The 24,865-nt window shown below is 29.8% G+C and carries 28 protein-coding genes; 9 read left to right on the top strand and 19 right to left on the bottom strand.

The features are described 5' to 3' along the window. Window positions 1–251: 251 nt before the first annotated feature. Window positions 252–404, top strand: a complete 153-nt coding sequence (locus BLA55_RS04290; RefSeq protein ID WP_167542420.1) for a hypothetical protein — start codon at window positions 252–254, stop codon at window positions 402–404. Between the two features lie 56 nt (window positions 405–460). Here the strand turns inward: BLA55_RS04290 and BLA55_RS02995 are convergent, their stop codons facing one another. The 3 genes from BLA55_RS02995 to adhP form a co-directional block, all read right to left on the bottom strand. Beyond that, window positions 461–1,399 (bottom strand): aquaporin, encoded by a 939-nt coding sequence (locus tag BLA55_RS02995; protein WP_157089916.1) that lies wholly within the window; start codon window positions 1,397–1,399, stop codon window positions 461–463. A 13-nt stretch (window positions 1,400–1,412) separates the two neighbouring features. Then, complete coding sequence (locus BLA55_RS02990; RefSeq protein WP_073372609.1) at window positions 1,413–2,450, bottom strand: NAD(P)-dependent oxidoreductase; 1,038 nt, start codon at window positions 2,448–2,450, stop codon at window positions 1,413–1,415. 322 nt (window positions 2,451–2,772) lie between these two features. Then, the gene (gene adhP / locus BLA55_RS02985) at window positions 2,773–3,810 is read right to left on the bottom strand and encodes an alcohol dehydrogenase AdhP (protein WP_073372774.1); all 1,038 of its coding nucleotides are present in this window, start codon (window positions 3,808–3,810) and stop codon (window positions 2,773–2,775) included. A 154-nt stretch (window positions 3,811–3,964) separates the two neighbouring features. Between adhP and BLA55_RS02980 the strand changes: the two genes are divergently transcribed. Beyond that, window positions 3,965–4,594, top strand: a complete 630-nt coding sequence (locus BLA55_RS02980; RefSeq protein ID WP_073372608.1) for a DNA-processing protein DprA — start codon at window positions 3,965–3,967, stop codon at window positions 4,592–4,594. Between the two features lie 23 nt (window positions 4,595–4,617). Here the strand turns inward: BLA55_RS02980 and rpmA are convergent, their stop codons facing one another. The 5 genes from rpmA to prfA form a co-directional block, all read right to left on the bottom strand. After that, window positions 4,618–4,878: a 50S ribosomal protein L27 gene (rpmA, locus tag BLA55_RS02975; RefSeq protein ID WP_073372607.1), complete on the bottom strand. Its 261-nt coding sequence runs from the start codon at window positions 4,876–4,878 to the stop codon at window positions 4,618–4,620. An 8-nt stretch (window positions 4,879–4,886) separates the two neighbouring features. After that, complete coding sequence (gene rplU / locus BLA55_RS02970; RefSeq protein WP_073372606.1) at window positions 4,887–5,186, bottom strand: 50S ribosomal protein L21; 300 nt, start codon at window positions 5,184–5,186, stop codon at window positions 4,887–4,889. A 103-nt stretch (window positions 5,187–5,289) separates the two neighbouring features. Beyond that, window positions 5,290–5,535: a hypothetical protein gene (locus BLA55_RS02965; protein ID WP_073372605.1), complete on the bottom strand. Its 246-nt coding sequence runs from the start codon at window positions 5,533–5,535 to the stop codon at window positions 5,290–5,292. A 121-nt stretch (window positions 5,536–5,656) separates the two neighbouring features. After that, window positions 5,657–6,382, bottom strand: a complete 726-nt coding sequence (gene prmC / locus BLA55_RS02960; protein WP_073372604.1) for a peptide chain release factor N(5)-glutamine methyltransferase — start codon at window positions 6,380–6,382, stop codon at window positions 5,657–5,659. Continuing rightward, window positions 6,383–7,465 (bottom strand): peptide chain release factor 1, encoded by a 1,083-nt coding sequence (prfA, locus tag BLA55_RS02955; RefSeq protein WP_073372773.1) that lies wholly within the window; start codon window positions 7,463–7,465, stop codon window positions 6,383–6,385. Window positions 7,466–7,750: 285 nt separating this feature from the next. Between prfA and BLA55_RS02950 the strand changes: the two genes are divergently transcribed. The 4 genes from BLA55_RS02950 to BLA55_RS02935 all read left to right on the top strand — a co-directional run bounded on the left by BLA55_RS02950 (window position 7,751) and on the right by BLA55_RS02935 (window position 13,323). Continuing rightward, on the top strand, window positions 7,751–10,465 hold the full coding sequence (locus BLA55_RS02950) for an OppA family ABC transporter substrate-binding lipoprotein (RefSeq protein ID WP_073372603.1): 2,715 nt from the start codon (window positions 7,751–7,753) through the stop codon (window positions 10,463–10,465). A gap of 70 nt (window positions 10,466–10,535) precedes the next feature. Next, window positions 10,536–11,471 carry an ABC transporter permease subunit gene (locus BLA55_RS02945; protein WP_167542432.1) on the top strand — a complete coding sequence of 312 codons (936 nt, stop codon included), beginning with the start codon at window positions 10,536–10,538 and terminating at the stop codon, window positions 11,469–11,471. Beyond that, entirely contained in the window at window positions 11,461–12,534 is a 1,074-nt protein-coding gene (locus BLA55_RS02940) for a hypothetical protein (protein WP_073372601.1), read from the top strand. The genes BLA55_RS02945 and BLA55_RS02940 overlap by 11 nt, the downstream gene beginning before the upstream one ends. A 21-nt stretch (window positions 12,535–12,555) precedes the next feature. After that, complete coding sequence (locus BLA55_RS02935) at window positions 12,556–13,323, top strand: class I SAM-dependent methyltransferase (RefSeq protein WP_073372600.1); 768 nt, start codon at window positions 12,556–12,558, stop codon at window positions 13,321–13,323. Between the two features lie 48 nt (window positions 13,324–13,371). On the opposite strand, the gene rplA is transcribed toward BLA55_RS02935, so the two are convergent. From rplA to mutM, 11 genes are all read right to left on the bottom strand, one after another. Further along, the gene (gene rplA / locus BLA55_RS02930; protein WP_073372599.1) at window positions 13,372–14,067 is read right to left on the bottom strand and encodes a 50S ribosomal protein L1; all 696 of its coding nucleotides are present in this window, start codon (window positions 14,065–14,067) and stop codon (window positions 13,372–13,374) included. A 2-nt stretch (window positions 14,068–14,069) separates the two neighbouring features. Then, window positions 14,070–14,657 (bottom strand): 50S ribosomal protein L11, encoded by a 588-nt coding sequence (rplK, locus tag BLA55_RS02925; protein ID WP_073372598.1) that lies wholly within the window; start codon window positions 14,655–14,657, stop codon window positions 14,070–14,072. 167 nt (window positions 14,658–14,824) lie between these two features. Next, on the bottom strand, window positions 14,825–15,484 hold the full coding sequence (locus BLA55_RS02920) for a deoxynucleoside kinase (protein ID WP_073372597.1): 660 nt from the start codon (window positions 15,482–15,484) through the stop codon (window positions 14,825–14,827). Between the two features lie 77 nt (window positions 15,485–15,561). Further along, entirely contained in the window at window positions 15,562–17,517 is a 1,956-nt protein-coding gene (locus tag BLA55_RS02915) for a transketolase-like TK C-terminal-containing protein (RefSeq protein WP_073372596.1), read from the bottom strand. A gap of 159 nt (window positions 17,518–17,676) precedes the next feature. Continuing rightward, window positions 17,677–18,228 carry an inorganic diphosphatase gene (locus BLA55_RS02910; RefSeq protein ID WP_073372595.1) on the bottom strand — a complete coding sequence of 184 codons (552 nt, stop codon included), beginning with the start codon at window positions 18,226–18,228 and terminating at the stop codon, window positions 17,677–17,679. 36 nt (window positions 18,229–18,264) lie between these two features. Beyond that, window positions 18,265–18,930, bottom strand: a complete 666-nt coding sequence (locus tag BLA55_RS02905; protein WP_073372594.1) for a LemA family protein — start codon at window positions 18,928–18,930, stop codon at window positions 18,265–18,267. 13 nt (window positions 18,931–18,943) lie between these two features. After that, window positions 18,944–19,183: a YneF family protein gene (locus BLA55_RS02900; protein WP_073372593.1), complete on the bottom strand. Its 240-nt coding sequence runs from the start codon at window positions 19,181–19,183 to the stop codon at window positions 18,944–18,946. 36 nt (window positions 19,184–19,219) lie between these two features. Continuing rightward, entirely contained in the window at window positions 19,220–20,305 is a 1,086-nt protein-coding gene (locus BLA55_RS02895) for a M42 family metallopeptidase (RefSeq protein WP_073372592.1), read from the bottom strand. Between the two features lie 2 nt (window positions 20,306–20,307). Further along, a complete protein-coding gene (locus BLA55_RS02890) occupies window positions 20,308–20,649 on the bottom strand; it encodes a Smr/MutS family protein (RefSeq protein WP_073372591.1) in 342 nt (113 codons plus the stop codon). Continuing rightward, window positions 20,642–21,184 (bottom strand): cysteine hydrolase family protein, encoded by a 543-nt coding sequence (locus tag BLA55_RS02885; protein WP_073372590.1) that lies wholly within the window; start codon window positions 21,182–21,184, stop codon window positions 20,642–20,644. The genes BLA55_RS02890 and BLA55_RS02885 overlap by 8 nt, the downstream gene beginning before the upstream one ends. Then, window positions 21,184–22,035 (bottom strand): bifunctional DNA-formamidopyrimidine glycosylase/DNA-(apurinic or apyrimidinic site) lyase, encoded by an 852-nt coding sequence (mutM, locus tag BLA55_RS02880; protein ID WP_073372589.1) that lies wholly within the window; start codon window positions 22,033–22,035, stop codon window positions 21,184–21,186. Before mutM ends, BLA55_RS02885 begins: the two co-directional genes overlap by 1 nt. 55 nt (window positions 22,036–22,090) lie before the next feature. On the opposite strand from mutM, the gene BLA55_RS02875 reads away from it, so the two are divergent. From BLA55_RS02875 to BLA55_RS02865, 3 genes are all read left to right on the top strand, one after another. Continuing rightward, complete coding sequence (locus BLA55_RS02875) at window positions 22,091–22,567, top strand: L-threonylcarbamoyladenylate synthase (RefSeq protein WP_073372588.1); 477 nt, start codon at window positions 22,091–22,093, stop codon at window positions 22,565–22,567. A 79-nt stretch (window positions 22,568–22,646) separates the two neighbouring features. Further along, complete coding sequence (locus BLA55_RS02870) at window positions 22,647–24,161, top strand: phospholipase D-like domain-containing protein (RefSeq protein ID WP_073372587.1); 1,515 nt, start codon at window positions 22,647–22,649, stop codon at window positions 24,159–24,161. A gap of 445 nt (window positions 24,162–24,606) precedes the next feature. Continuing rightward, a complete protein-coding gene (locus BLA55_RS02865) occupies window positions 24,607–24,864 on the top strand; it encodes a hypothetical protein (protein ID WP_073372586.1) in 258 nt (85 codons plus the stop codon). Window position 24,865: the final 1 nt, after the last annotated feature.

Below are 24,865 nucleotides of genomic sequence, written 5' to 3'. Positions count from 1 at the left end.
TTATAAAATAAATATATAAAAATACTAAAATTTACTAGTAAAAATAGTATAAAATATAAATAACTTGGTTAAATTTGATAAATTTCTATGTTTTTTTAACTTTTTATACCAAAATTTTATTATTTCTTTATAAAAAACATGTCAAATAAGCAATTTTTTGACTCAATTCAACATATTTTTGTCATAAAAACAGTTTTGTTATGACTTGATTTTTAAATTTTATACTAGGAACTGGGAAACGCAGGAGTTTCGTGATTGCACACCGTTTAAGCACAATCAAAAACTCAGACTTAATTGTGGTTCTCGAGCATGGTAAAATTCTCGAAAAAGGAACACACAAAGAGCTTTTAGCACTTAAACAAAATTACTACAAACTTTACACTGGTGTGGCTGAATTAGATTAAAAGACAAAGAAAAAATGTTGCAAGATTAATTTGCAACATTTTCTTTTTCGACTTATTTACTTTTGATTTGGCGTTGTCATGTTTTCAGATCTAGTGTTTTTGAATTTAATAATCCCAACAACTCAAGGGTTAACGAATTCTCTAGTAAATCCGGCAACACCTAAGTATAAGAATGGTGATAATCAACTTCCTAATACCATTGCAATTGTCCCGTATTGCACTGATAAAGTTAAATTGTTTGTTGCTAATTCTTTTTGTTGGAAAATCAATGATGGTAATTGTTGTGCAAGTCCACGTGCAGGGTTAATTGCAGCAGTACCACCTAAAATTCCCATTCATACGTCCAATGAAATAATGAACATAATTAATAAATCACGATATTCATCACGAATATTTGGTGAGAAGATAGGGAATAAAAGAATTGCAGTCATAACTAACTCAATAAAGAAGATTCATAATGAACCATCAATTAATGAAGCATTGTTTTGTTCACCTAATAAATCCTTGCTTGCAGCTTTTAAAGCTTGGATTGGTTCATTGTGTAAACCGTGTTTTGCTGCTGATGTACCAGCAGCATAAATAATAGCTGCAGCTACTAAAGCTCCTAAAAATTGCATTACAAATTTCATTAAAGCGTAACGTGTTGTATTAGTTCCGTTTAATCATCTTGTTAGAGTAACAGCAGGGTTTAAATCACAGCTTCATCTTAAGAAAATAAATAAACATAATCCAACAATTACAAATCCAGCAAAAAATCCAACAATAATTAAGTGACCTAAGTACTCTTCAATAACAGCTTCACCATTAATATAAGTACTTAAACCTGCTAATCCAAGTGAAATAAAAATAGTTCCGATAAATTCACTAAGAGCATGAATTAATCAAGTTTTTACATTTTTAGGTTCTTGAGCGAATGGTCTATTTTTCGCTCCAAATTTAAACAAATAAAAAGAATCTTTAAACCTGTTTGATAAACTTTTTTTCTGAGTTTCCATATTTTCCGTTCTACTATCCGTTCTGTACACGTCCGTTTTCTAATAATTTAAGTGCTTTTGAGAAGTCGCCTTTTTCAGCCATATCAGCATTATCTAAAGTAATTTTAGCAATTTGTGTTAAAGCAACGTTTGTTAAGAAAGCTTGGTGAGAAGTAATTAAAACATTATCCATTTCAAGTAATTCTCTTCATTCAGGATCGATTTTTTTGTATTCTTCAGCTTTATCTGAGATATCTTCGTAGAAACGTCCCTCTTCACGTTCAAGCACGTCAGAAGCTAATCCTGAAATAATTCCTTCTTTAAGACCTTTAATAACAGCTTTAATGTCCATTAATTCACCACGAGCAGTATTAACTAAAACTGCTCCTTTTTTCATAATTGCAATCGCGTCTTCATCGATAACGTAACGAGTTGATGGTAATAAAGGTGCATGAAGTGAAATAAAATCACTTTCTTTTAATAATTTTGTAAGTGGTGCATATTCAAAACCTAATTGGTCAGCTAAGTAAGGGAAGTTTGTTTCGTTGAATGTATCAAATACTAAAACTTTTGCTCCCATCCCTTTGGCGATTCTGATGAAAGCTTGACCGATTTTTCCACCACCAATAACACCAATGGTTGAACCATGAACACAAAGTCCGTCTAATCCATTAAGTGAGAAATTATAGTTTTTTACACGGTGTGAAGCAACGATTAATTTACGATTTAATGACATCATAGCTGACATTGCGAATTCTGCAACTGATTCAGCTGAATAGTTAGGAATTCTAAAAACTTCGATTCCTACTTCAGCAGCTTTAGCTAAGTCAACTTTGTTGTATCCCATCGATCTTTGCAATCAAAATTTAACACCTGATTTAGCTAATAATTCTAAAATAAATTTATCACCATAGGTATTAACAAAACCACAAACTGCGTCAAATCCTTGAGCTAATTTTACAGTATCAATACCTAAATTTTCTTTGAAATAAACAATTTCATGTCTTCCGTTATTTACGGCGTCAAAATATTTTTTATCATATTCTTTTGCATCAAAAAATGCTATTCTCATTCGTGTTCTCCTAAGATGAAATATTATATTTAACAATTTCTTTGAAATTATAAACTTTTTATACAAAAATGTAATTTGAGTGTTTTTGTTCTAAATGACAAAAATGGAAATACTTACAAAAGTAAAAGTTAATTTTTTGCTGAGAAAAAATGATAAAAAATAATTTTTTACTCTTAAAATTCATCCTAAAAGTACAATGGTTACTTTTATTGCTGGAAAAATTTTTGCTGCTTAAAAATAAAGTGTTAATTTTAGAGCTCAAAATTGCTTTTTGCATAAAAAAACACAAGGTCTTAAACCTTATGTTTTAAAAAACTTTTAATTATTTACGAAAGTCGATAACAGCTCTTCCTAAAAATTCACCTTTTTCAAGTTTTTCAAAAATGTCAGCAACTTCTTCTAGTTTCACCACTTTTGTTACTTCAGATTTAACTTCTCCACGAGCTGCATAGTCAAGAGCTTCAGCTAAATCTTTTCTTGTACCAACAATTGATCCTGCTAGTTCACGTTCAAATAATACTGTTCAGAATACTGAAACTGGGAATTCATCTCTTCCTAATGAGTCTTTAGCTGGTAATCCAACAAGTACTTGACGTCCACCACGTCTTAACATGTTCATACCATCGTAAGCTGCTTTTGTAGAAACTGATGTATTTACAACTGCGTGTACTCCACCTTTTGTTGCTTTAATAACTTCTTCAACTGCATTAACTTCTTTTGAGTTAAAAGCAAATTCAGCACCTGATTTTTTAGCTAATTCAACTTTTTCGTTTGTTAAGTCAATACCAATTGGTCTATATCCCATTGATTTTGCGTATTGAATTGCTAATTGACCAAGTCCACCAACACCAATAACAGCAACATATTCACCTGGTTTTAATTTTGCTTGTTTAATTGCTTTATAAGTTGTAACCCCAGCACATACAACAGGTGCACCAGTAATAACGTCTAATTCTTTAGGTACGATTCCAACATAGTCTTCGTGTCCAATTGCGTATTCAGCGAATGATCCATCTTTTGTATATGCAGACATATTTTGGTTTGCACAAAGAGTTTCCTTACCTGTTAAACAGTATTCACAGTGTCCACAAGCGTCGTGTAATCAAGCCAAACAAACTCTGTCTCCAACTTTAAGGTGTGTACATCCAGGTCCTAATTTTTCAACAATACCGATTCCTTCGTGTCCAGGAATTAATGGATATTTAGGTTCAACTAATCAGTCAAAATTAGCTGCATGTAAGTCGGTGTGGCAAATTCCGCTTGTTTCCATTCTAATAAGAACTTCTTTTTCCTTTGGTTCTGGAATTGCAACTTCTTCTACGCTTCAGTTTTTTGGTGAGCGAACAACGAATGCTTTCATTTTTTTCATTTATATTTCTCCTTAATATTAAAATTTTCTATCAACTTAATTTTATTCCTTTTTTATTTAAAACACATAAACTTTCCATATTTGTGAAAACATATTTTCATATTCAAAAATTGTAAAAAGTTGCATATTAATAATAGGAGAGAAAATGAGTACAGAATTAAAAATCAAAAATAACTTAAATTCAAATATTTTAAAAATTAACTCAAATGAGTTCGAACAATATTATTTGTTGGCAAACAAAAATTTGACATTCAAAGAATTATATTTTAGTGGTGATTTAAACTTGTTGAAGCACAAAAATAAAGTCATTACAATTGTTGCAGCAAATTGAAATGAACATTCGCAACAAGTACTTGAGCAAATTTTAAATTGGTATCCAAATTGCATCTTTTTAATGTCTGACTTTGCTAAATTTGAAAAATTTGCAAATGAAAAAATATTAGAAAAACATAAATTGATTACCGTTTTAGCAAATGGTTTTAAAAATAAAGCAAACGAACAAAAAAATTCATTATTGATGAGTTCATTTAAACCAAATACACATTGCTATAAAATCAATTTTTTAATTCGAAACTGCTTAATCGCACAACTTTCGGACATTTTATTTGTTATCAATGTGGACAAAAAACTAAAAATTTACAATTTAATTTCACAATTCATCGACAACAACAAAGAAGTTTGTTTTTTAGATCAAGAAAGTGCGAATAAATGTTCTGAAGTTGAAAATATTCAATTTGACGCAATTGATTGGTCGAAAAACTACATTTGAAGTTAAAAAAATAGCCAGTATAAAACTGACTATTTTTGTTTTTCAGGATAAACAGAAGCGTATTTTCTGTTTCTTCTAGTTTCATATTTTACATATCCATCAATTGTTGTAAATAAAGTATCATCACCACCACGCATTACGTTAACACCTGGAAAAATTTTTGTACCTCTTTGACGGTAGATAATTGATCCAGCTGTTGCGAATTGTCCATCACCTAATTTAGCACCTAGTCTTTTACTGTGTGAATCACGACCGTTACGTGTCGATCCACCGGCTTTCGTGTGTGCCATTTCTTAGATTATCCTTGAATTCCTGTAATTTTTACACGTGTGTAAGGTTGACGGTGTCCAAGTTTTCTTTTGTGAGTAGACTTCGCATTGTGACGGTAAACAACGATTTTTTTTGCTTTACCTTGTTTTTCGATAACTCCAGTTACAACTGCATTTTCTAGATATGGTTGACCAATTTTTGTGTCAACAAGTAAAACTTTATCAAATTTTACTACGTCTCCTTCTTTACCTTCGATTTTTTCGATAAAGATAGTTTGTTCTTCAGAAACTAAAAGTTGTTTTCCACCTGTTTCAATGATTGCTTTCATAGTAGGTAAATAAACCCTTTCAGTAATTGATTCGTCTTGAAGGTGCTGTGCTTGAAAACCTTTTTAGAACGGTTACCGAAGTAACGTTTCAATTATATATTTTCTAATTAAAAAACAAAATTTTTTCTGTAGTTTTTTGAGAAGCTTTCGGAGCATCATCTCATTTGAATGTTGCTTCTTTAGTTTTAATCTCTCCATCACTTGAAAGTGTCGATTTAATTAACCCTACAACTGGTGCTATAGCATTTACTACAAGCGGTATAGCACTTAAAAAAGTTACAAGCGCTGAACCTGGTTCAATTTTAGCTAAATCTTTGTTTGAAGCAGGTTTGAGTTCATTAATTTTCATTTTTACCTCCATTTATATAAAGCGAAAAAATAGTAAAAATGAAATAAAAAATTAATTTTGAATTTTGTTCAAAAAAAGAGTCACATGTGGACTCTTAGATTATTTAATTGATAAAATAACGTTAATCATTTAACTGAATAATCACCATACGGTCTTTTTGATTAATGTCTTTAAGAAGCTCAAGATTAAAAGTCGATTTTAAGATTTCTCAATATTGACCGTGAATTGGATTAATTTCAAAAAAAATCATTCCATTTTTTTCTAAAAAAGTTTTACGATTTTCTAAAATTTTCTTATAAAAAAACAAACCATAATCAGGTGCAAATAACGCTTCAAAAGGCTCATGATTTATAACACTTTTTGGTAAAACTTCACTTTCTAAAATATATGGTGGATTTGAAATGATAACATCGAATTTTTTCTCTTTAACTTCGTCTCTAAGCATTGAAAAAAGATTTGAATACATAACATTAATTTTCACACCATTAATTAAGGCATTTTGTTTTGTTTGAATTAACGCGTCATCACTAATATCCGTTGCATAAACTTCCAAATCAGGACGATTTTTTTTCAGTGCAATTGCGATAAAACCACTACCACAACCTAAGTCCAAAACTTTGGCATTTTGCGGTATTTTTTCGATTGCTTTTAAGACCAATTCTTCAGTTTCATATCTAGGAATTAATACGTATTTATCCAAAAAAATACGTACATTTGCTAAATCAACATATCCAATAATTTTTTGAACTGGAGTATCTTGTTTAAGCAACTCCTTTTCATGTTCAGAAACTTCTTCAGGTAAACCATAACGTCTTTTTTCAAGCAATAAATCTTCAACTGTTGGCATTTATTCTAAACCTGCTTCTTTGATTTTTTCGTTTTGTTCTTCGGTTAAAAGTGCGTCAATAATAGGATTTAATTTACCATCAATAACTGGTGAAAGACTTGTTGAAAATGAAATACGATGATCGGTAACTCTATCTTGTGGATAATTGTAGGTACGAATTTTTTCGCTCCGTGCTCCACTACCGGCTAACTTACGATATCCTGATTCTTCTTCATGTTTTTTTTGTAATTCTAAATCATATAATTTTGATTTTAAAATTCTAAGTGCTAATTCACGGTTTTGAATTTGCGACTTACCTTCTTGACATGAAACTACAATATTAGTTGCTAAGTGAGTAATTCGCACCGCACTATCGGTAGTATTAACTGATTGACCACCATTTCCTGAACTACGGAAAACATCAACTCTAATATCTTCTGGTTTAATTTCAATTTCGATTGTATCGTCAATTTCAGGCATAACCGTAACGGTTGCAGTACTTGTGTGGACTCTTCCTTTTGTTTCGGTCACTGGGACACGTTGCACGCGGTGAACGCCACTTTCAAATTTTAATTTTGAATATGGTTTCTCCCCGGTTACGGAAAATGTGACTAGTGTGAATCCCCCCGCTTCAGCGGTAGTAGAATCTAATAATTTATATTTCATGTTATTTTGGTCACATCATTTTGTATACATTCTATACAAGTCCCCGGCAAAAATGTTAGCTTCGTCCCCACCAGCAGCTCCACGAATTTCAACGATTACGTCTTTGTTATCATTTTCATCTTTTGGTAGAATTAGAATTTTTAATTCGTCACTTAATTTCTCCATGATAGTTTCAGACTCCGCTATTTCAGATTTTGCAAGTGCGATAAAATCTTCATCTTTTTCAGTCATTAAAACTTCTTTGGCATTATTCAAGTTCATTTCTGCATTTAAGTATTTATTAAAAGCAACAACAATATCTTCGATTGAGTTAATTTCTTTGTTCAATCTTGTGTACTTTTTAATGTCCGAAATAACTTCAGGATCATTTAATAATTGTTGCATTTCATCATATTTTTCTTTAATTTTTAATAAAGAGTTATACATTGTATTTTCCATAAAAAGAATTATAACAAATAAAGAAATCATAAGCTTTGGAAAAATCATAAGTTCGAACAAAATAAATTGTAATATAACTTTTCATGTAGACATTCCCCTCTGGGACAATTAAGTAAAAACGGTTGTATTTCATCTTTATTATGGCAATTTTTTCAAAATTTTTTATTTAGCAAATTAAAAGATAAGATAATATTTCACTTTTAGCAATTAATTCAAAAAATGCTCAAAACTAAAATGATGTTTATTATAATAAAATAGCTTTTTTATTCAAATCTAAGGAGATTTATGAAATTTAAAAATAAAATTCTATTACCGTTTTTTGTAGGTTCTTTAGCAACATTACCTTTAGCAGTTATCAGTTGCGAAAATAAACAAACTACATTATCTACCAATTTAGAATCATTTAACTTAAAATACTATAGTTTAGATACTTCGACAATGTTGGACTCGCGGATCGATCCAAATTCAAAACTTGAAATTGCTTCAGCTGCAATACTTTTTAGAAATGAAACAATTTCATCACCGCAATATGATAAAGAGACTCAAAACGTAACCAAACCCGGATTTTACCGTTACAAGTTAGAACTAGCATCAAAAATCATTTTAACCTTAAAAGATAAAAGTGTCGTTGAATTTGATACTGATGAAATTGATAGTTTAGACTCTCAAACCAATAAAGCAATCCTAAAATCAAGCGAACCATTTGAAAAACTTTATTCAGCAAATCAAAAATCAATTAATAGTGCTTATTTTGAACAAAGTATGAAAAATGCAATGAAAATGCAAATTGAAGTCCGTAAAAACGTCTACTGAAGCGATACCAAAGGTCAAAAAACTCAATTCAGAGTATCCGCGCGTGACTTTTGATATTCATATTTAAGAAGTTATTACACAGGACAATTCCAAAGAGTTAGAAGAGAACACAATGGTACACTTACCGAAGCTTTAGCTAGTGATGCAGCTGCACGTAAACGTTTTAACGATCAAACTGATCGCTTCGGTGCTTTACTTTTTACTAACAATCAACAATTTGACATTAATGGTATTAATTCAACTAAGTTTTTAGAATTTGATGAAAATTTTGAAGCTAAAAATGCTCTGGAAAATGGAAAATTAACCTTTGAAATTAAAGAAGAGAATGCAGTAAATAATAACTTTTTAGATTTTTGAAAAATTATGTTTATCAAATCATTAATGTTTGCAGCAGCCCCAAGTGAGTACATCAATACTTTACTTAAAGACGATTCAGACTTAAATGCAGAAGTAAAAGTAAATGGACAAGGTATTGTTCGCAAAATTGGTACCTATTATTATGGAGTTAACGGATGAGAAAATAACCTTTATGCTGGTAACTACATTCCAAATTCAAACAAATCAAATGAAAATAAATTAGTCCTTGAAATTAATGATCAATACTTAAATATTGGAATTATTCAAAACACTAAAGCTCCAAAAGTTCTCGAATTCATAAAAGGTTCAATTACAAATGATGATCAAGTAAGTAGCTTTAACAATAATAAAAATTTAATTTTAGATTACTCAAAATTAAACGATAAAGAAAAAGAATTAATTCAAAAAGATAAAGTTAACATCAACTATTATAAAGAATATAAAAATGCACACAGCATTGGTAATACAGCATTTAATATTACACCTGCCCCAAATCTCAAAGCTGGGGACAATTTAGTTAAAGTCGACTATGAAGCTGTAGCATTTAATAATAATTACGCGAAATTAGTCTATGGCGCAACAATTGAAGAAATTCAACAAGGTTTTAAAGGTGAATTTGATTCTAAAAAATCAATTTCTTCTGGTGTGTTCGAAAATGCTTCGGTTGCTTTTAGAACATTAATCAATGCAGCAATTAATTGACAAAATTTAAGTGAGTTGAACACAAATTTAAAATCACAATTATGATTGACCAATGCTGCTCCAGATGCTAAATTCAATGGTATTGACCAAAATGAAAGTAAGTACAAAACACCTCGTCATGCCGCTGAATTAATTAATAAATTAATTGTAATCAATGACTTAGGGGATTTAGTCGAATTACAACCTGAAACATCAAATAATTTCAAGAGTTCAAACTTTGATTTAATTCAAAGAAACATGAAAGAATTATTGGACCGCTTTTATCAAGAAAATAATCTTGCAGCTACAGAAAAAATTAAATGATTTATTTACAATAACAGAATTTGAGATATTCAAGAGAAAAAGCGTGCAAATGAAATTGTTAATATAATCAAAGAATTAGACACGAGATTAGAACCAACTTTAGTAATCAAAGAAAATCAAAAAGACATTGATTCGGTAATTGGTTCTACAAATGGAAACGGTAATAACTCAATTGCTCAAAATATCGTTTATAACTACGAATATGATTCATTAAGTCCTTATTTAGATAAAATTACACACGCAATTGGACTCTCTCCATTTGCTTTGTGATATAAATTTGCCGAATTATCTGATGATAATGAAGTTGACCAAAAACTCAAAAAACACTTCCCTATGATGGTCAAATTCTCACAAACCCTAAAAGCTAAAATAACTGATGGTTTCATTAAATGAAACGAATATTACACAGGAACAGAGCAAAATTATCGTAAACTAGAATGATCTGATTTACCACATTTAAACTCATACGAAGAAAGAATGTTATACTTAAGAGGTGAATTATCAGGTGAAAACGATAAAAAAGGATGATCATACACTGGTTTAGGTGGTGTTGGTTACAAATGAGATATCGAGAAAAAAGAATTTGTGATCGATAATATCGCTGAACAGTCAAAATTCGCACGCTATTTTGTAAGTATTTCAAAAAACGAAGAACTTGCCGAATTATTAAGAGAGTTAAATACCTGAAGAAGTTTTAATATCGATCTAGACAAAAGTATCACATCCTTAGATAATCGTTCAATTCTAATCACACATAAAAATACAGAAATTGTTATTCCTATCTATGACGTCGCATATCCACAAGATTATAAAATCACTAAGTAAAAATTACCTTTTAAAAATTACTCAAAAGGTAATTTTTACTTTTCTTATTTTGTTAATTTTCATTTTCTTATTGAATTATTTTTTAACCTACTTTTTTCCACTACCAAAGAAAATCGAAGATTTAATTAAATTAAATACCGGACTAATCAATGCACAAGAATATTATGACAAATATATGTTGCATTATATTCCAATTCATCGAGCACTAATTTACACTTTGCGAACACTCACTTTTAATTTTGGTCAAATTTCCACTGTTGGGGACTTTGATGTGACAAGTGTATCTGAATCGTGAATCTGAAACTATTGAATAACTCGTAATTTAGTTGGATATAAAATTAACTTAGTCAGTTTTATATTTGCGATGATACTAGGAATTTGATTAGGTTACTTAGCGGCTAAAAAACGCACCCAGGGGACCGATTACATCATCAACTCTTTTGCTATTTTATTTTTGAGTGTCCCAGCATTCATTTTGATTCCGCTAATTAATATTTTTCGTTCTTGAATAGGAGGGACAATCAACATAGATTATAGTAATCCCCTCTGATTCTTGTTTAATGTAGATTTTAATAATGACCAAATGATCTCATATTTAATACCAATTATAATAATGACGTTAATAAATTTTGCTGGAATTATGCAAATATCTCGCAGTGCATTCATTAAAGTTTTAACGAGTGAATATTATAAATTTGCACTACTTAATGGATTACCAAAAATTAAAATATTTATTTTTTATGCTCTCAAAAACTCTTTAAGTGAAATTATTAATATCTTTCCATTCTTATTTACAGGCATTTTTGTAAATAACGTCTTTTTAGAAACCTTTTTTAATGTTTCAGGTACTTGAAAGAATTTATACCATCTCATTACTTGAAAAGAAAATAATGCAATAATTGCACTAACATATTTATTATCGCTCACTTACGGAGTTTCTTATATTTTTGTTCTAATAGTTAAATATATAATTTCACCATACAAAGGAGTAAATAATGAATCTTAATTTATTTCAATTTAGACAAAATAAGTTGGAACAAAACTACTCTTTTGCACAAAAAACAAGTCCACTGCGTCGTTTTTTCAGAAAAAAAATTAACATATTTTTGATCATAATTTTGGTGATTTTATTAGTACTTCCTTGCATTTCTTTATTTTGAAAAAATAGTGATTTACAAATTTTAAAAGACTATGATTTAGATAAGAATATTGTTAGTTTTTTAAAACGAAATGATTACGTTCAAAAAAGTTTAATTGGTAAAAATCAAAAAATTAAAGAATTATTAGACAATTATGATGCTCAATATTTTATTAGTGAAAATCTTTCGAGTCAAGTAATAAACTTTAGATTTGCAGATTTGTTAAAAAGTCTAAATTTAAGATACCCAATGCTAGGGACTGATGCTAACGGTAATGACGTTTTAGTCGATTCACTTCACAAAATTTTCTACTCGCTTTTTTTATGTTTAACTCTTTTTATTTTCGAAATGTGTTTAGGTTTAATTGTTGGTTCATACACGGCATTAAAGCAAAATGTATGAACCAAAACCTTAAATGAAATACAAAAAATAATGATTAGTTTACCAGATATTTTAATCATAATCATTGGATGAATTTTTAATTTAATCCAAGGAAATTCACTTAGTTCAGGTCTCGCAATTATTTACTGTTTAATATTTTTTACTGGTACCATGAGAGCAATGTACTGAGCACGAGAATTGAGTGTTGATGTACTCAAAAAAGACTTTATTATAGCTTTAAAGGTAAATGACATTAGCAATCTAAGATTAATTTTTATTCATTTAATACCGGCAATTTTAGCTGAAATTTTGATACTTTTTGCTCGTAGAGTGGGATACATAATTTTCTTAATTGGTACTATCTCATTTTTAGGTTTAAACATTGAAAATAGTATCGCACAAAGTATTAAAGATAATTGAAAATGATGAAGGCTTAATCCGATGCAAATTTTCTTTCCGGTCGTCTATTTATTTGTATTTTTAATTACTTGACAAATGTTTATAATTAGTTTTTCAATCGCAATTAATCCAATTCAAGAAAAGAAATAAGGTGCAATAAAAGGGATAAAAATGAAAACAATTAAGAATGATACTGTCTTTTTTACAGATGTTTACAACAATGAAAAGGTAATTCAACATTATCTAGATTCGCATGTTAATGTCGGGATGATTAATGCGGAACGAGAATTAATTAAATTTGCACAAAAGCACATGAATCGGAATGATCTTTTTGTGGCTGATTTAGGTTGTGGTACTGGTCGCTTTACTTTTAATTGTGCCAAGAAATTTCCAAATTTTAAATTGCACGGTTATGATATTTCAAGCAAAATGATTGCGGCGGGACAAAAATTTGAGCAAAGTGTCCCAAATGTTGAATTTTTTGTTAGTGATTTAACGCAAGAAACTTATACGAATTATAAGTTTGATTTAGTCTTTTTCACATTTAACTCGCTTATGACCATGCCGGGGAAAGTTAATAAAATCAAGTCTCTCCAAAACGCCTTTCGAGCACTTAAAGATCACGGTTTGCTAATTTTTAGTGCACCACAGATAGATGATTCTGATGCAAAGAGAGAATGATTTAATCGTCAAAGACAAGAATTAGCAAACACTAATCCTAATGAAGTTTTAATTGAAAAAATTGGAGATTGTTTCTGACAAGAAAATAATCAATACGGCATCTTATGTCACTATAATATAGACGAATTAATGGAATTAATCGCAGCTGCAGAATTACCTAAACCGATCATGATTAAAACTCGTGATGAATTTGGTGCGGAAACTCCAGCAGCTCAAGAATTTAGTGATAATGCTCTTTATGTGGTGATTCAAAAATAAAAAATGATGAGTTTAAGCTCATCATTTTAGTTTGCAAAATTGTTAAAATTATTTGTCTAATTTAATTTTAACACTTGGTCCCATAGATGCTGAAACTGTTAAGTTTAACATGTATGTACCTTTAACTGCAGCTGGTTTTAATTTTCTAATTAATGAAATTAAAGTTTTAGCATTTTCAACTAAAGCTTCAGTTGACATGCTCTTTTTACCGATTAATGAGTGTACAATACCAGCTTTGTCTGTACGGTAGTTAGCTTTACCTTTTTTAAGTTCTTCAACAGCTTTTTCAGGAGTAGGTGTAACTGTCCCAGTTTTAGGATTAGGCATTAATCCTTTAGGTCCAAGTTTTTTACCGTATTTTCCTAATAAAGGCATCATTGATGGATCAGCAACCATAACGTCAAAATCAAAATCATCTTCTTTAATTTTTTGTTCTAATGCTGGTCCATCAACAACAATGTCAGCTCCTGCAGCTTGAGAAGCTTTTTGTTTTTCAGGATTGTTTGTAGCAACTAATACACGAACGTTTTTACCTGTTCCATGTGGTAATAAAACTGCTCCACGTAATTGTTGATCCGCTTTACGAACGTCTAAGTTTAAGTTGAAAGCTAAATCGATTGATGCATCAAATTTTGCGTATGAAGTTTTTTTAGCAATTTCAATCGCTTCTGTTAAATCGTAAGCAAGGCTACGGTCGAATGATTCACGTGCAGCTTTAAGGTTTTTAGAAATTCTTTTAGCCATAATTATTCTTCCTCTCCTTCTTTACCATCATGAATTGCATTTACTTCAATATCTTTACCTTTAGATTCAATTAAATCTTCTTGTGCAGCGGCTAATGAAGCTTCTCTAGCTGCAGCTAGAGCTGATTCTTTAGCTGCAGCTTTTGCAGCCGCTTTAGCTTTAGCGATGTCGTCTCATCCCTCAACTAAAACCCCCATGTTTTTTGCTGTACCAGCAATTGTGTGCATTGCAGCTTCGACATCGTCAGTGTTTAAGTCAGGTAATTTGTATGCAGCGATTTCTCTTAATTGATCTAATGAAATTGTTGCAACAATAGTTGTTTTTGAATTTGAAGATCCTGATTGAATTTTAGCAGCTTGCTTAATTTTGTATGAAGCAGGTGCTGTAAATAATTTAAAATCAAATGATTTATCTTTGTAAACTGTAATTTGAACTGGAACTGGTTCGTTTCCACGATCTCTAGTAGCGTCGTTGAATGCTCTGGTGAATTCTGGCATGTTAACACCAACCCCAGCTAAAGCTGGACCTGGTTTAGCTTGACCTGCAAGAAATTCTAACTTCGCAACACGAACTATTTCTTTTTTTGCCATGTAAAATATCCTTTCGATAATTGTGGTCTAGCGATATTTGTGTATCTCCCACTAGTAGAGGCAATAAGTCAATATTGCTTTTAAATTATAGTGTATTTTAAAAAAAGCGAAAACAAGTTATTTACTTTTTTCAAGAGATAAAAAATAGTAAGCAAAATGTAATTTTGCTAATTATTTTGAATATTTTTGTGTTGTTGAATAATTGTAATTGTATTGTCCAAAACTTGTTGAATATCTAAGTTATTTGTATCTAAAATATAGTACTTAATATTATTTTCCTTACATAATCTTTCAAATGTTGGACGATATAAACTATGTAATTTTTTTCAATATTCTTCATTGCTGCTTCAACTATCAATTTCACTCTTACGGTTACGTGTAAAGAGGCGTTTTTTGAAATTTTCGAAACTTAAATCAAGAAAAATTGCAAAATCAGGAAGTACGTTTTTGTTAATTAATTGGTTTGAAGCAGCTAAATAAACACCTAAGGCTTCTGGATCAATTTTACTAAAAGCAACTTCACCAAAAATCAAATGTTCAACACAAAAACGGTCCAAAAAGATGAAATCTTGCTTTGGATCCATTTTTTGAGCGTAAAATTCCTCTTGTACTTTTTGGAAATTACGCACGTGACTGGCCATAATGTAAGTTTCAAAAGTTAAAGTTGCATGTGGTTTGTGATCTAAATGTCACTTTAACATAGTATTAAACATCTCATCATTCGGATCGAATTCATTTAATTTTAAAGAGTTTGGAAAATGCTGAGCTAAATTATCTACCAAACTACTCTTTCCACTACTAGTCATTCCACTAATCGCTATTGTCATATTTCTCCTATTCAAAATGTTATTATATAAATAAAAAATAACTAATAATACTATTTTACAGTAAGATTAGTTATTTTTTATCATTTTAAAAATTCTAAAACTTTGTTAGTCAAATTATTAACTTCGAAACCTTTAATTTCATATACTTTTTGACCATCTTCACTATATCCGTATCCAGAAGATAAGTGTGCATCTAATTTATTGTATTTGCTTAATCTAAATCACATTGAGTCACTAGTTGCTTCGATTACGTACATTGGTTTTTGGTCTAATTTTAATTTTTGTACTAATTCAGTATTATCAATTAAATCTTGTAATAATGGTACAGAAATTACTTGTGCCTTAACGTTGAATTCGCTTGACAATTTATTTGCAACCTCAACTGCTAAACCAACTTCTGAACCTGAAGCTAATAATGAAACTTCAAAATCTTCTGCAGCTTTAATCACGTAAGCTGCTTCTAATTGTGTACGGTTTGGTAATAAGTTAAATGAAGGGATTGGTTGACGACATCCAATAATTGCAACTTGATTCTTTTGTGAATTTAAAGCATATTGGAAAGCAGCTAACATTTCAGTTTCGTCACATGGACGTACAACTTTTAAGTTAGACATTGCTCTTAACATTGGAATTTGATCAAATGGTTGATGAGTTGGACCATCACCACCAACTTGATATGAATCGTGTGTAAAGACATGAATTGCTGGTTGCTCCATTAAAGCGCCTAGTCTTAAAGCTGGTTTCATATAATCAGCAAAGGCTAAGAATGTCGAATCAATTGTTTTTAATCCTGTATCTAAGTTAATTCCGTTATTAATTGATCCCATCGCGAACTCACGAATACCATATTTAATATTTGCTCCTGATTCACTTGCAAATTGCTTTGCAAATCCAACTTTAGTTGCAGCAAATAAGTCGGCTGAACCACCAACCACACTATTGTAGTTAGCATCAATATATTTCATAATTGTTGCAATGTAGTTACGTGTTGCAACATTTGATTCAGTAAATTCTACACCTGATAAATCGTATGAAACTTCCTTATTTACAATTAAATTAAGTTTTTTAGCTAATTCTGGATAAGCTTTTTGATATTCATCAAATTTTTCAACTCATTCGTTGTATTTTTTAACTTTGTTTGCTCATAAAGTTTGTGCATAATCGTACACATCAGCGTCATACTCGAAAGGAACTTCATTTGTTAAACCAATTTTGTGTTTAAATTCAAGAGTTTGGTCACTCTTAAGTGTACCATTGTGACCGTTTGATTTTCCTTCAACTGGTGTATTTTGAGCAATAACTGAGTGAACTTGAATGTATGATGGTTTATTTGCTTTTTTTGCAGCTTCAATTGCATTAATAATTGAATCTAAATCATTTGTATTTGCTTCAAAAACAGCAAAATTTTGTGATTCAAAATATTTTTTAAAATCAATATTATTAACTTCTGAAGTTTTTGAATCAATTTGAATTGCGTTATAGTCGTGAATTAAAATTAAACGATCTAAGTTGAGTGTCCCAGCTAACTGAATTGCTTCTAATGCAACCCCTTCTTGTAGACAACCATCCCCATGCAGCGCGAAAACATGGTGGTTGAAAATATCAAATTTTTCTCTATTAAATTCTTTTTGCAAATATCTTTGACTAATAGCCATCCCCACTGCCATTGCAATACCTTGTCCCAAAGGCCCAGTTGTTGCATCCACAAATTCGTTCGCATCAATTTCTGGATGTGATGGTGTTTTTGAGTGTAGGTGCTTGTGGTTTTTCATATCTTCAACCGAAAGTAATCCCATAAAGTGCATGATTGAATAAATCGACATTGAACCATGACCAGCACTTAAAACAAAACGATCACGATTAATTCATTTTGGATTTTTTGCATTAAAATTTAAAATTTTTCCGATTAATGAATAAGTAATAGGAGCTGCTCCAATGGCCATTCCGATGTGACCTTGACCAGCTTTATTAATTGAATCTAAAGCAATTGCTTGCATTGAAGAAACTAATTTATTTTCTATATTTTTGTTCATTTTTTACCTCTTGTAATGAATAATAATATTATAAAATAAGCAAAATTAATTTCAAAAAATTTCTTTTAAAATCCGTGAAATTATCTTTTAGTTCCACATAAAAAATAAAAAAAATAAACATTAGTTTATTAAATTAAAAATTAAACTAATGTCGCTTTATTAAAGGTATTTTTCTGGATGTTCTTGTTTCATTTTAGCAAGAAAATCTTTTTTATCTAATGATCCATATTTATGCATTAATTCAACACATTCGTCATATTCTTTCAATGCTCATTCGACATTTTCAAAACCATCAACACTTGTAATACCTGGACGTTTTCAGTTTTTATATGTGCTAAAGAATGTTTTAACTGTGTCTAAAAATGGTAAAGGTAAATCTTCTAATTTTTGAATATGATCTAAACGATAATCATCAGCGTGAACAGCAACTAATTTAGTATCTGTTTCACCATCGTCGATCATTTTCATTGCTCCTACTATTCTTGCATTTAATTTAACACCAGGAGCAAATGTTTCTGATGAATATAATAAAACATCAAGCTCATCACCGTCTCAATCTAATGCTTCAGGAATAAATCCGTAGTTGCATGGATAAACAAAATCACCTCTTAAAATACGGTCAACTTCAATTTCTTGTGTTTTTCTGTTATATTCGTATTTAATCTTTGAATTCTTTGGAATTTCGATTTTAATTTGTACTAAATTTTTCATATTAAAATGATAACAAAAAAAGCACAAATGTGCTTTCTAAAATTTGATTTCTACATCTTTTCTTTGTAATTCACTAGCTTGATAAAGTGGAATTGTTGAAAGTCTCATTGTACTTGCTGGTACGTTCGTTGGAAAGGCGAACAATCTTTGGTTAAATTGTGTAACTTGTGAGTTGTATAGTCTTCTTGAAGCAGCGATTTCTCTTTCGATGTAGGTAGATTCTTCCATTAATTCTTGGAATAATGTATTAGCTTTTAATTCAGGATAATTTTCAGAAACCATCATTAATCTACCAAAAACATTGTTGTTTAAACTAGTTAATTCACTTCTTAAATCATTTGCTTGAGCTTCGTCAACTACGTTTAATCTACCTGAAAGTGAACGCATTTCTGCAACGCTTTCAAATAATTCTTTTTCGTGTTTTGCATAACCTTTAACCGTTTCAAATAATTTAGTTAATGTTTCACTTCTTTTGGTTAATTGAATATCGATGTTACTTGCTGCTTGGTTAATTTCGTTTTGTTTGTTACGGAATCAATTTAAATAACTAATATGTTTTACAATAAAAATAATTGTTATAAAGAAAAGATAGTAAAAAAACTTTGCAACTCCTGAAGCTTGAGCTGGTACTGGTCGATTGTCAGTATTTGGATTGAATCCTTTTGGATCTTGTTCAGTTCTATTATCAAATAAATTTGCCATTTTTTGTCCTTAATTAATTCTTTTCTTTTACTGCATTCATTGAACGCATTACTTGTTTAATTTGTGTTTCACTAGCTTTACGCCCCATCTGCTGGAACATAACTCTAATCATTTTTTCAGTAATAGGCGGATTTTCACGAAGTTGCTTTTCAAAGATTTTTTTAGTCACTAAAAAAGTAACAATTCCAGTTAAAATAACTGTACCAAGAATTGAAAAACCTAGTGTCAATCCAAATGTTAATCCATCTATCATTGAGTTCCTTTCTAAAAACGTATTTTAGTATTCATTTTAATTATACTTTATTTTGTCAAATTCATTCTTGTTCATTTTTTCAACAAATTTTACTAACAAATCCCCAGTCGCAATTAAATCGCTAAGTGCACAAACTCCAATTGGAGAATGTAGATAACGTTGCGGAATGCTTAATGTTAATGTAGCTGCTCCACCTTTGGCAAATTGTAATTCAGCCGCATCAGTCCCACCACCTGCAGCAACGAATTTATATGCAGGAATTTCATTTTCTTTTGCTACATGGTACACGTATTCAACCAATTTAGGATCCATAAGTGTCCCTCTGTCAGCAACTCTTAAAGCTGCTCCACCGAATAACTTGGTTGTCCCAGGAATTGTCCCTATTGTGTCGTGCGAGCTTGTAGTATCTAACGCAAATGCAATGTCGGGATTAATTAAGCTAACAGATGTTTTTGCTCCACGTGTCCCTACTTCTTCTTGAACTGTCCCTACTAGGTACAAGTCCACACCTAAATCTTTATTTGCTAATTTATGAGCAACATAATCTAAAACAGTAACACCAGCACGATTGTCCATTGCTTTTCCACCAATTAAATCTTCATTTTTAAATTGAATGGTTTCACCAGAAATATAAACACGGTCACCAACTTCAACACCATTTTCAATCGCTTCTTGTTTATTTTTAAAACCAAAATCAGCATAAATTTCATTATTTGTGATTGCTTTTGTAACTTTTTCGCTTTGCATAATGTGAATTGATGTGTGTCCAAAAACACCGTAAAACACTTCATTTTTGCTATGTGTAACTAATTTTGCTTTAGTACCTACAACTACAGTTGGTCAAATACCACCAACTGGGGACAATAACACTTGTCCTTTTTCATCGATCATTCTTACAAGATAACCAATTTCATCCATGTGTGCAGCAATCATAACTTTAGGTGCATTTTCAGTTTTTGATTTCTTAAACATGATAAGAGACCCCATTTTATCCCACGAATACTCGTAACCTAAATCTTTAGTACTTTCTTTTAAAGCGTCCACTACCGGCTCTTCGAAACGTGACATAGCTTCAATTTCCATGTATGTAATTAATTTTTTTCTTAATTGTTCTTTGTTCATTTTTACTCCTTTGTTTTTAGATATTCGTTGAAAATAACGTCTAAATCATTTTGTGAAATTTGTTCATCTCACTCATCTTCATCGTCTCAATCAGCAAAATTATAAGATGAATATATTTGTGGTTTTATTAAGAAAGCACCACCTTGATTAATTTCTTGATAGTCAATTTTCTCTTTTTCTAATATGTTTAACAATGTATATTTAACAGCACCTCTTCCGTGTCCTGTGATAAATAATAATTCTAAGTTACCGTCATTGTGAAACTCATAGATTAAATTATAAATAATCCCAACAATTTCATCACTTTGGTAACCATGCAAATCGACCACTTGTCTTTTATACATATTCTTTTACTTCGATACCAGCATTTAACATTAACTCAAGTGCGAATTTATGAAAAGTTTTTGCATTATGATTAGGTCCGTCAAAAGTACTACATAAATTTGACCAAACAATCACTTTTTTATCAGAATGAATATGGTTTAAATAAGTTTTTAAACTTAATGCAAATTGCAACACACAAATATCAGTACAACATCCAACTAGTTCAAATGAGTCAAAATTATCGTAAATTTTAGTATCAATTTGGTGAAAAGCGTTTGTGGAATTTTTGTAAAAAATTGTACTATTTTGAAATCGCTGTAATTCACTTACAATTTTAGCTTCTTCACTATCTTTTAAGCAGTGAATTGGATATTGATTCATTTCTAAATCGCTTGTTGAATGTGCATCGCAAATAAAAAACACTTGTGCATTGTTGTGTTTCTTATCTAAATAATTGACAATTGGATCAATAATGTTTTTGACGTTTTGTGAAGCTAATGCACCGCTTTTGCTAAAACCATTAAGCATATCAATAACAAAAATTGCTGTTTTCATTACACCTCTTTTTGGCAGTTAGGACAGTAACTGGTACCACGTCCATTAGCTTTAAAATCCAATTTAACTTTGATAATGTTAGATTTACCGCAACTTAAACAAACTTTCCCAGCACGACCGTAAACTCGTAATTGATTTTGAAATGTCCCTTTTGCCGAATTTACTGACTGATAGGTGTGGACACTACTTCCGCCAAACTTGATGCTTTGATCCATAATTTCTTGAGCATTTTTTAGTAAAATCGCTAATTCTTTTTTAGATACTTGATTGCACTTAGTCATTGGATAGATTTTACTTTTAAATAAAGCTTCATCAGCATAAATATTTCCAATCCCTAAAACTAGTGATTGATCTAATAAAACACTTTTAATACTAATATTTTTACGTTGCAGCTTTTTATACAATTCATCAACGTCAATGTCCCCAGGCAATTGAGCAAGTTTTTTAATTTCATAAATGCTTCTTTTATCACTTTCATCTACTAACTCAAAACCACCAAATTGACGAGAATCATTATAAATCATGACCTTTTGGTTGTCTAAGTAAAAATACACGTAATTATGTAAATTGAATAAGAAGTCTTTATCAAGTTCTAAATCGTAGACATAAAATTTCCCCGCCATACGCAAGTGTGATAGCATTCGTAAGTCCGTATCAAAATTAAAAACAATGAATTTTCCAAAGTTTTGGACATTTTTGATTGTACGTCCCTGGACTTGCTGGACAAACTCTTCAACACTAACATTGCGAATAAATTTATTATTTCGTACTTCTACTTTTATTATTTTTCTACCACTAACTAGATTATTTAATGTGTTAGTTACAACTGTTACTTCAGGATATTCAGGCATAAAAAAATTATAAATTAAAAGTTGATTAATAAAAATTAAATAAAATATTTTAGCTATGAAATTTCAAAATTTTGACGATATTTTTATTTTTACAACCGACACAGTAACTGGGATTGCGTGCAAAATTAATGATCAAAGTTTAGAAAAAATTTATTTTCTAAAAAACAGACCTTTTGAAAAGAAAATTATGATTTTAGTCGGAAGTCTTGAACAAGCTCGTTCATTTAAACAATGAAACGAGAAAGCAGATCAATTTGCCAATAAACACTGACCAGGGGCTTTTAGTGTTATTGTCAATGATCAAGGTTTCCGCATGCCTAACTGTCCCCAATTATGTGAATTTTTATTACAAAATGGTCCCATGTATGCCACCAGTGCAAACAAAAGTGGTCAACAACCGATAGATATTAACCAAGCACACGATGTTTTTCCGGAAGTATCAAACTCAAACGTGTTCAACTTTGGACCTGGGACAAATCAAGCAAGTCAAATTTTTAACTGCGACACAAACGAATGAATAATCAGAAAATAGATCTTAAATGCTGTATTTGATAAAACTTTGGAATAACATTAGTTTGAACGAGTAATTTTAAATCTAATATAATTGAAATATGAAAAAGAGTAAATTTAGCGATATTTTATTATGAATAATTCAAATTATCATTATTTTAGCTTATTTTTGTGGTGTATTGCTATTAACTTATTTAGTTAATGGTCAATTTTTATATTTACTTTTTTTAGGAATTTATCTTTTAAATTTAATAACAACTTTTTTAATTTGAAAACAACGTCGTCAAAGCGCTACAAAATTGTCATGAATTTTGGTGACAATTATTTTTCCGATTTTAGGACACGTTTTATATTATATTTATGGTTTATCATATTGAAATAAATACGAATTTAAGTTAAGAACTAATCCAAAATTCAACTACAACCTGTATAACAATAATCATCAATATTCAAAAGAAGTTGATCGTTTTAATAGTAAATTAAAAAAATATCATAATATGAACAAAAACGGAATTGTCAATTCGCAAACTCAAATCGTCAAAGAGGGATTTGATTTTTACGAAGAATTATTTAACGGTCTCAATGAAGCAAAAGAATCAATCGAAATTGTTTCTTATATCATTAAAAAAGGTGAAATTTTTGATCAACTAGTCCACATTTTAGAAAAAAAAGCATCCGAAGGTGTACGAATTAAATGATTAATTGACTATTTTGGTTCTGGTTCAATTGGAATTAATCCATTTGAAATACTAAAAAATTTCGATAATGTTGAAATTAAGTACATCGGAAAAATATATTATCCCTTTATAGTTAGTCATAGTTTCTACCGTAACCACCAAAAATTCTTCATTATCGATAATAAAAAAGTTTATACTGGCGGAAATAATATTTCTGATGAATATGCTTCTTTTAGCAAAAGATTTGGTCACTTTATTGATTTAAACTACATTTTAAGTGGTCCAATTGTTAATTTATACATAATTCATTTTGCTTATTTTTGAGAAGTTATTACTAAAAAAGAAATCGAAATTATTCCAAAATTACAAAATTACACTCACGAAGTTCAAAATTATAATAGTGACATAATTTTAATTGATGATTCACCAAACTTAACTTATTCTGAAAGTGAAATGTATTGATTAAAATTGTTTGCTAACGCTCAAAAGTCAATTAAAATAGTCACTCCTTATTTTTCAATTACTGATGCTCTTTGAAAACTATTAATCATCGGAGCAAAATCAATGTTAGATATTGAAATTTATATTCCTGGTTTACCTGATAAAAAATTTATTTACAATATCACCTTAAATCAACTTAAATCCTTGAGTAAATATGGTATTAAAGTTTATATCATGGAAAATCATTTTTTACATACTAAATTAGGAATTGTCGATGATGAAATTGCATGATTTGGAACGAACAACTTCGACTCAAGAAGTATGTTTGCTCAATATGAAATCATGAACCTAGTTAGCGGAGAAATAGTAAGTGAATTAATTGAAATTGTTAATGATTACAAAAGCAAATCCATTCCACTTGAACATCACAAGTTTTACAACAAAAAAACTACTTCTTTGGTTAAAGTTATCTATAATTTAGCAAAACCATTAGTTTAATTTTTTACCAAAAATACCAAAAAATGCTAAAAATGGCGTTTTTTTTATGCTATTTTCGGTCTTTTCTAAAAAAAAAAAAAAAGCGATATAAAAACAAAAAGGTATAATAATTTTGTTATGAATTACATAAATGCAAAAGTCTTTTACATTATTATGAAGAAGAGCTTAATCTTTAAGAAAGATTAATATTTTTTGCATTTGAAATTCCAATAAAATCGAATAAATTTAACAAATATATTTAATTTAAAAGCGAATGAAAACATGGAATACTTTAATGCAAAAAAGTGTCCATGTTTTTTTGTTTTTCATAACATAAACTAAAGAAAATAAATAACTTTAAAAACGATAAATGAACCTTATCGCTCACAAATTGAAAATAGATTTATTTCAATTTGTCCTATAGATGTACAAGTAAATAAAAACAAATACTCAAAAAAGGAGGTATATGAAAAACGTAGCAAAGAAAAATATTTCATTATTCATTTTAATGATTTTATTTGCCGGTTTGGTTTTTTGTATTAATTATTTTGAAATTTATTACTTAAATCAATTTATTAGTAATTTAGAAAATAATGTACGAATTTCAACAACTCAAAAGAACTTAATATTTTTCTTATTGATTTCTTTATCTTTTGTCTTTTTTACCTTATTTTCAGAATTCTTTTACATATTAGCGGCATTTTTATTCAAAAAACCGTTTTAAG

The sequence above is a fragment of the Mycoplasmopsis pullorum genome (genome assembly GCF_001900245.1).
GTDB lineage: Bacteria > Bacillota_I > Bacilli_A > Mycoplasmatales > Metamycoplasmataceae > Mycoplasmopsis > Mycoplasmopsis pullorum.
This window is presented reverse-complemented; position numbering and strand designations above follow the sequence as displayed.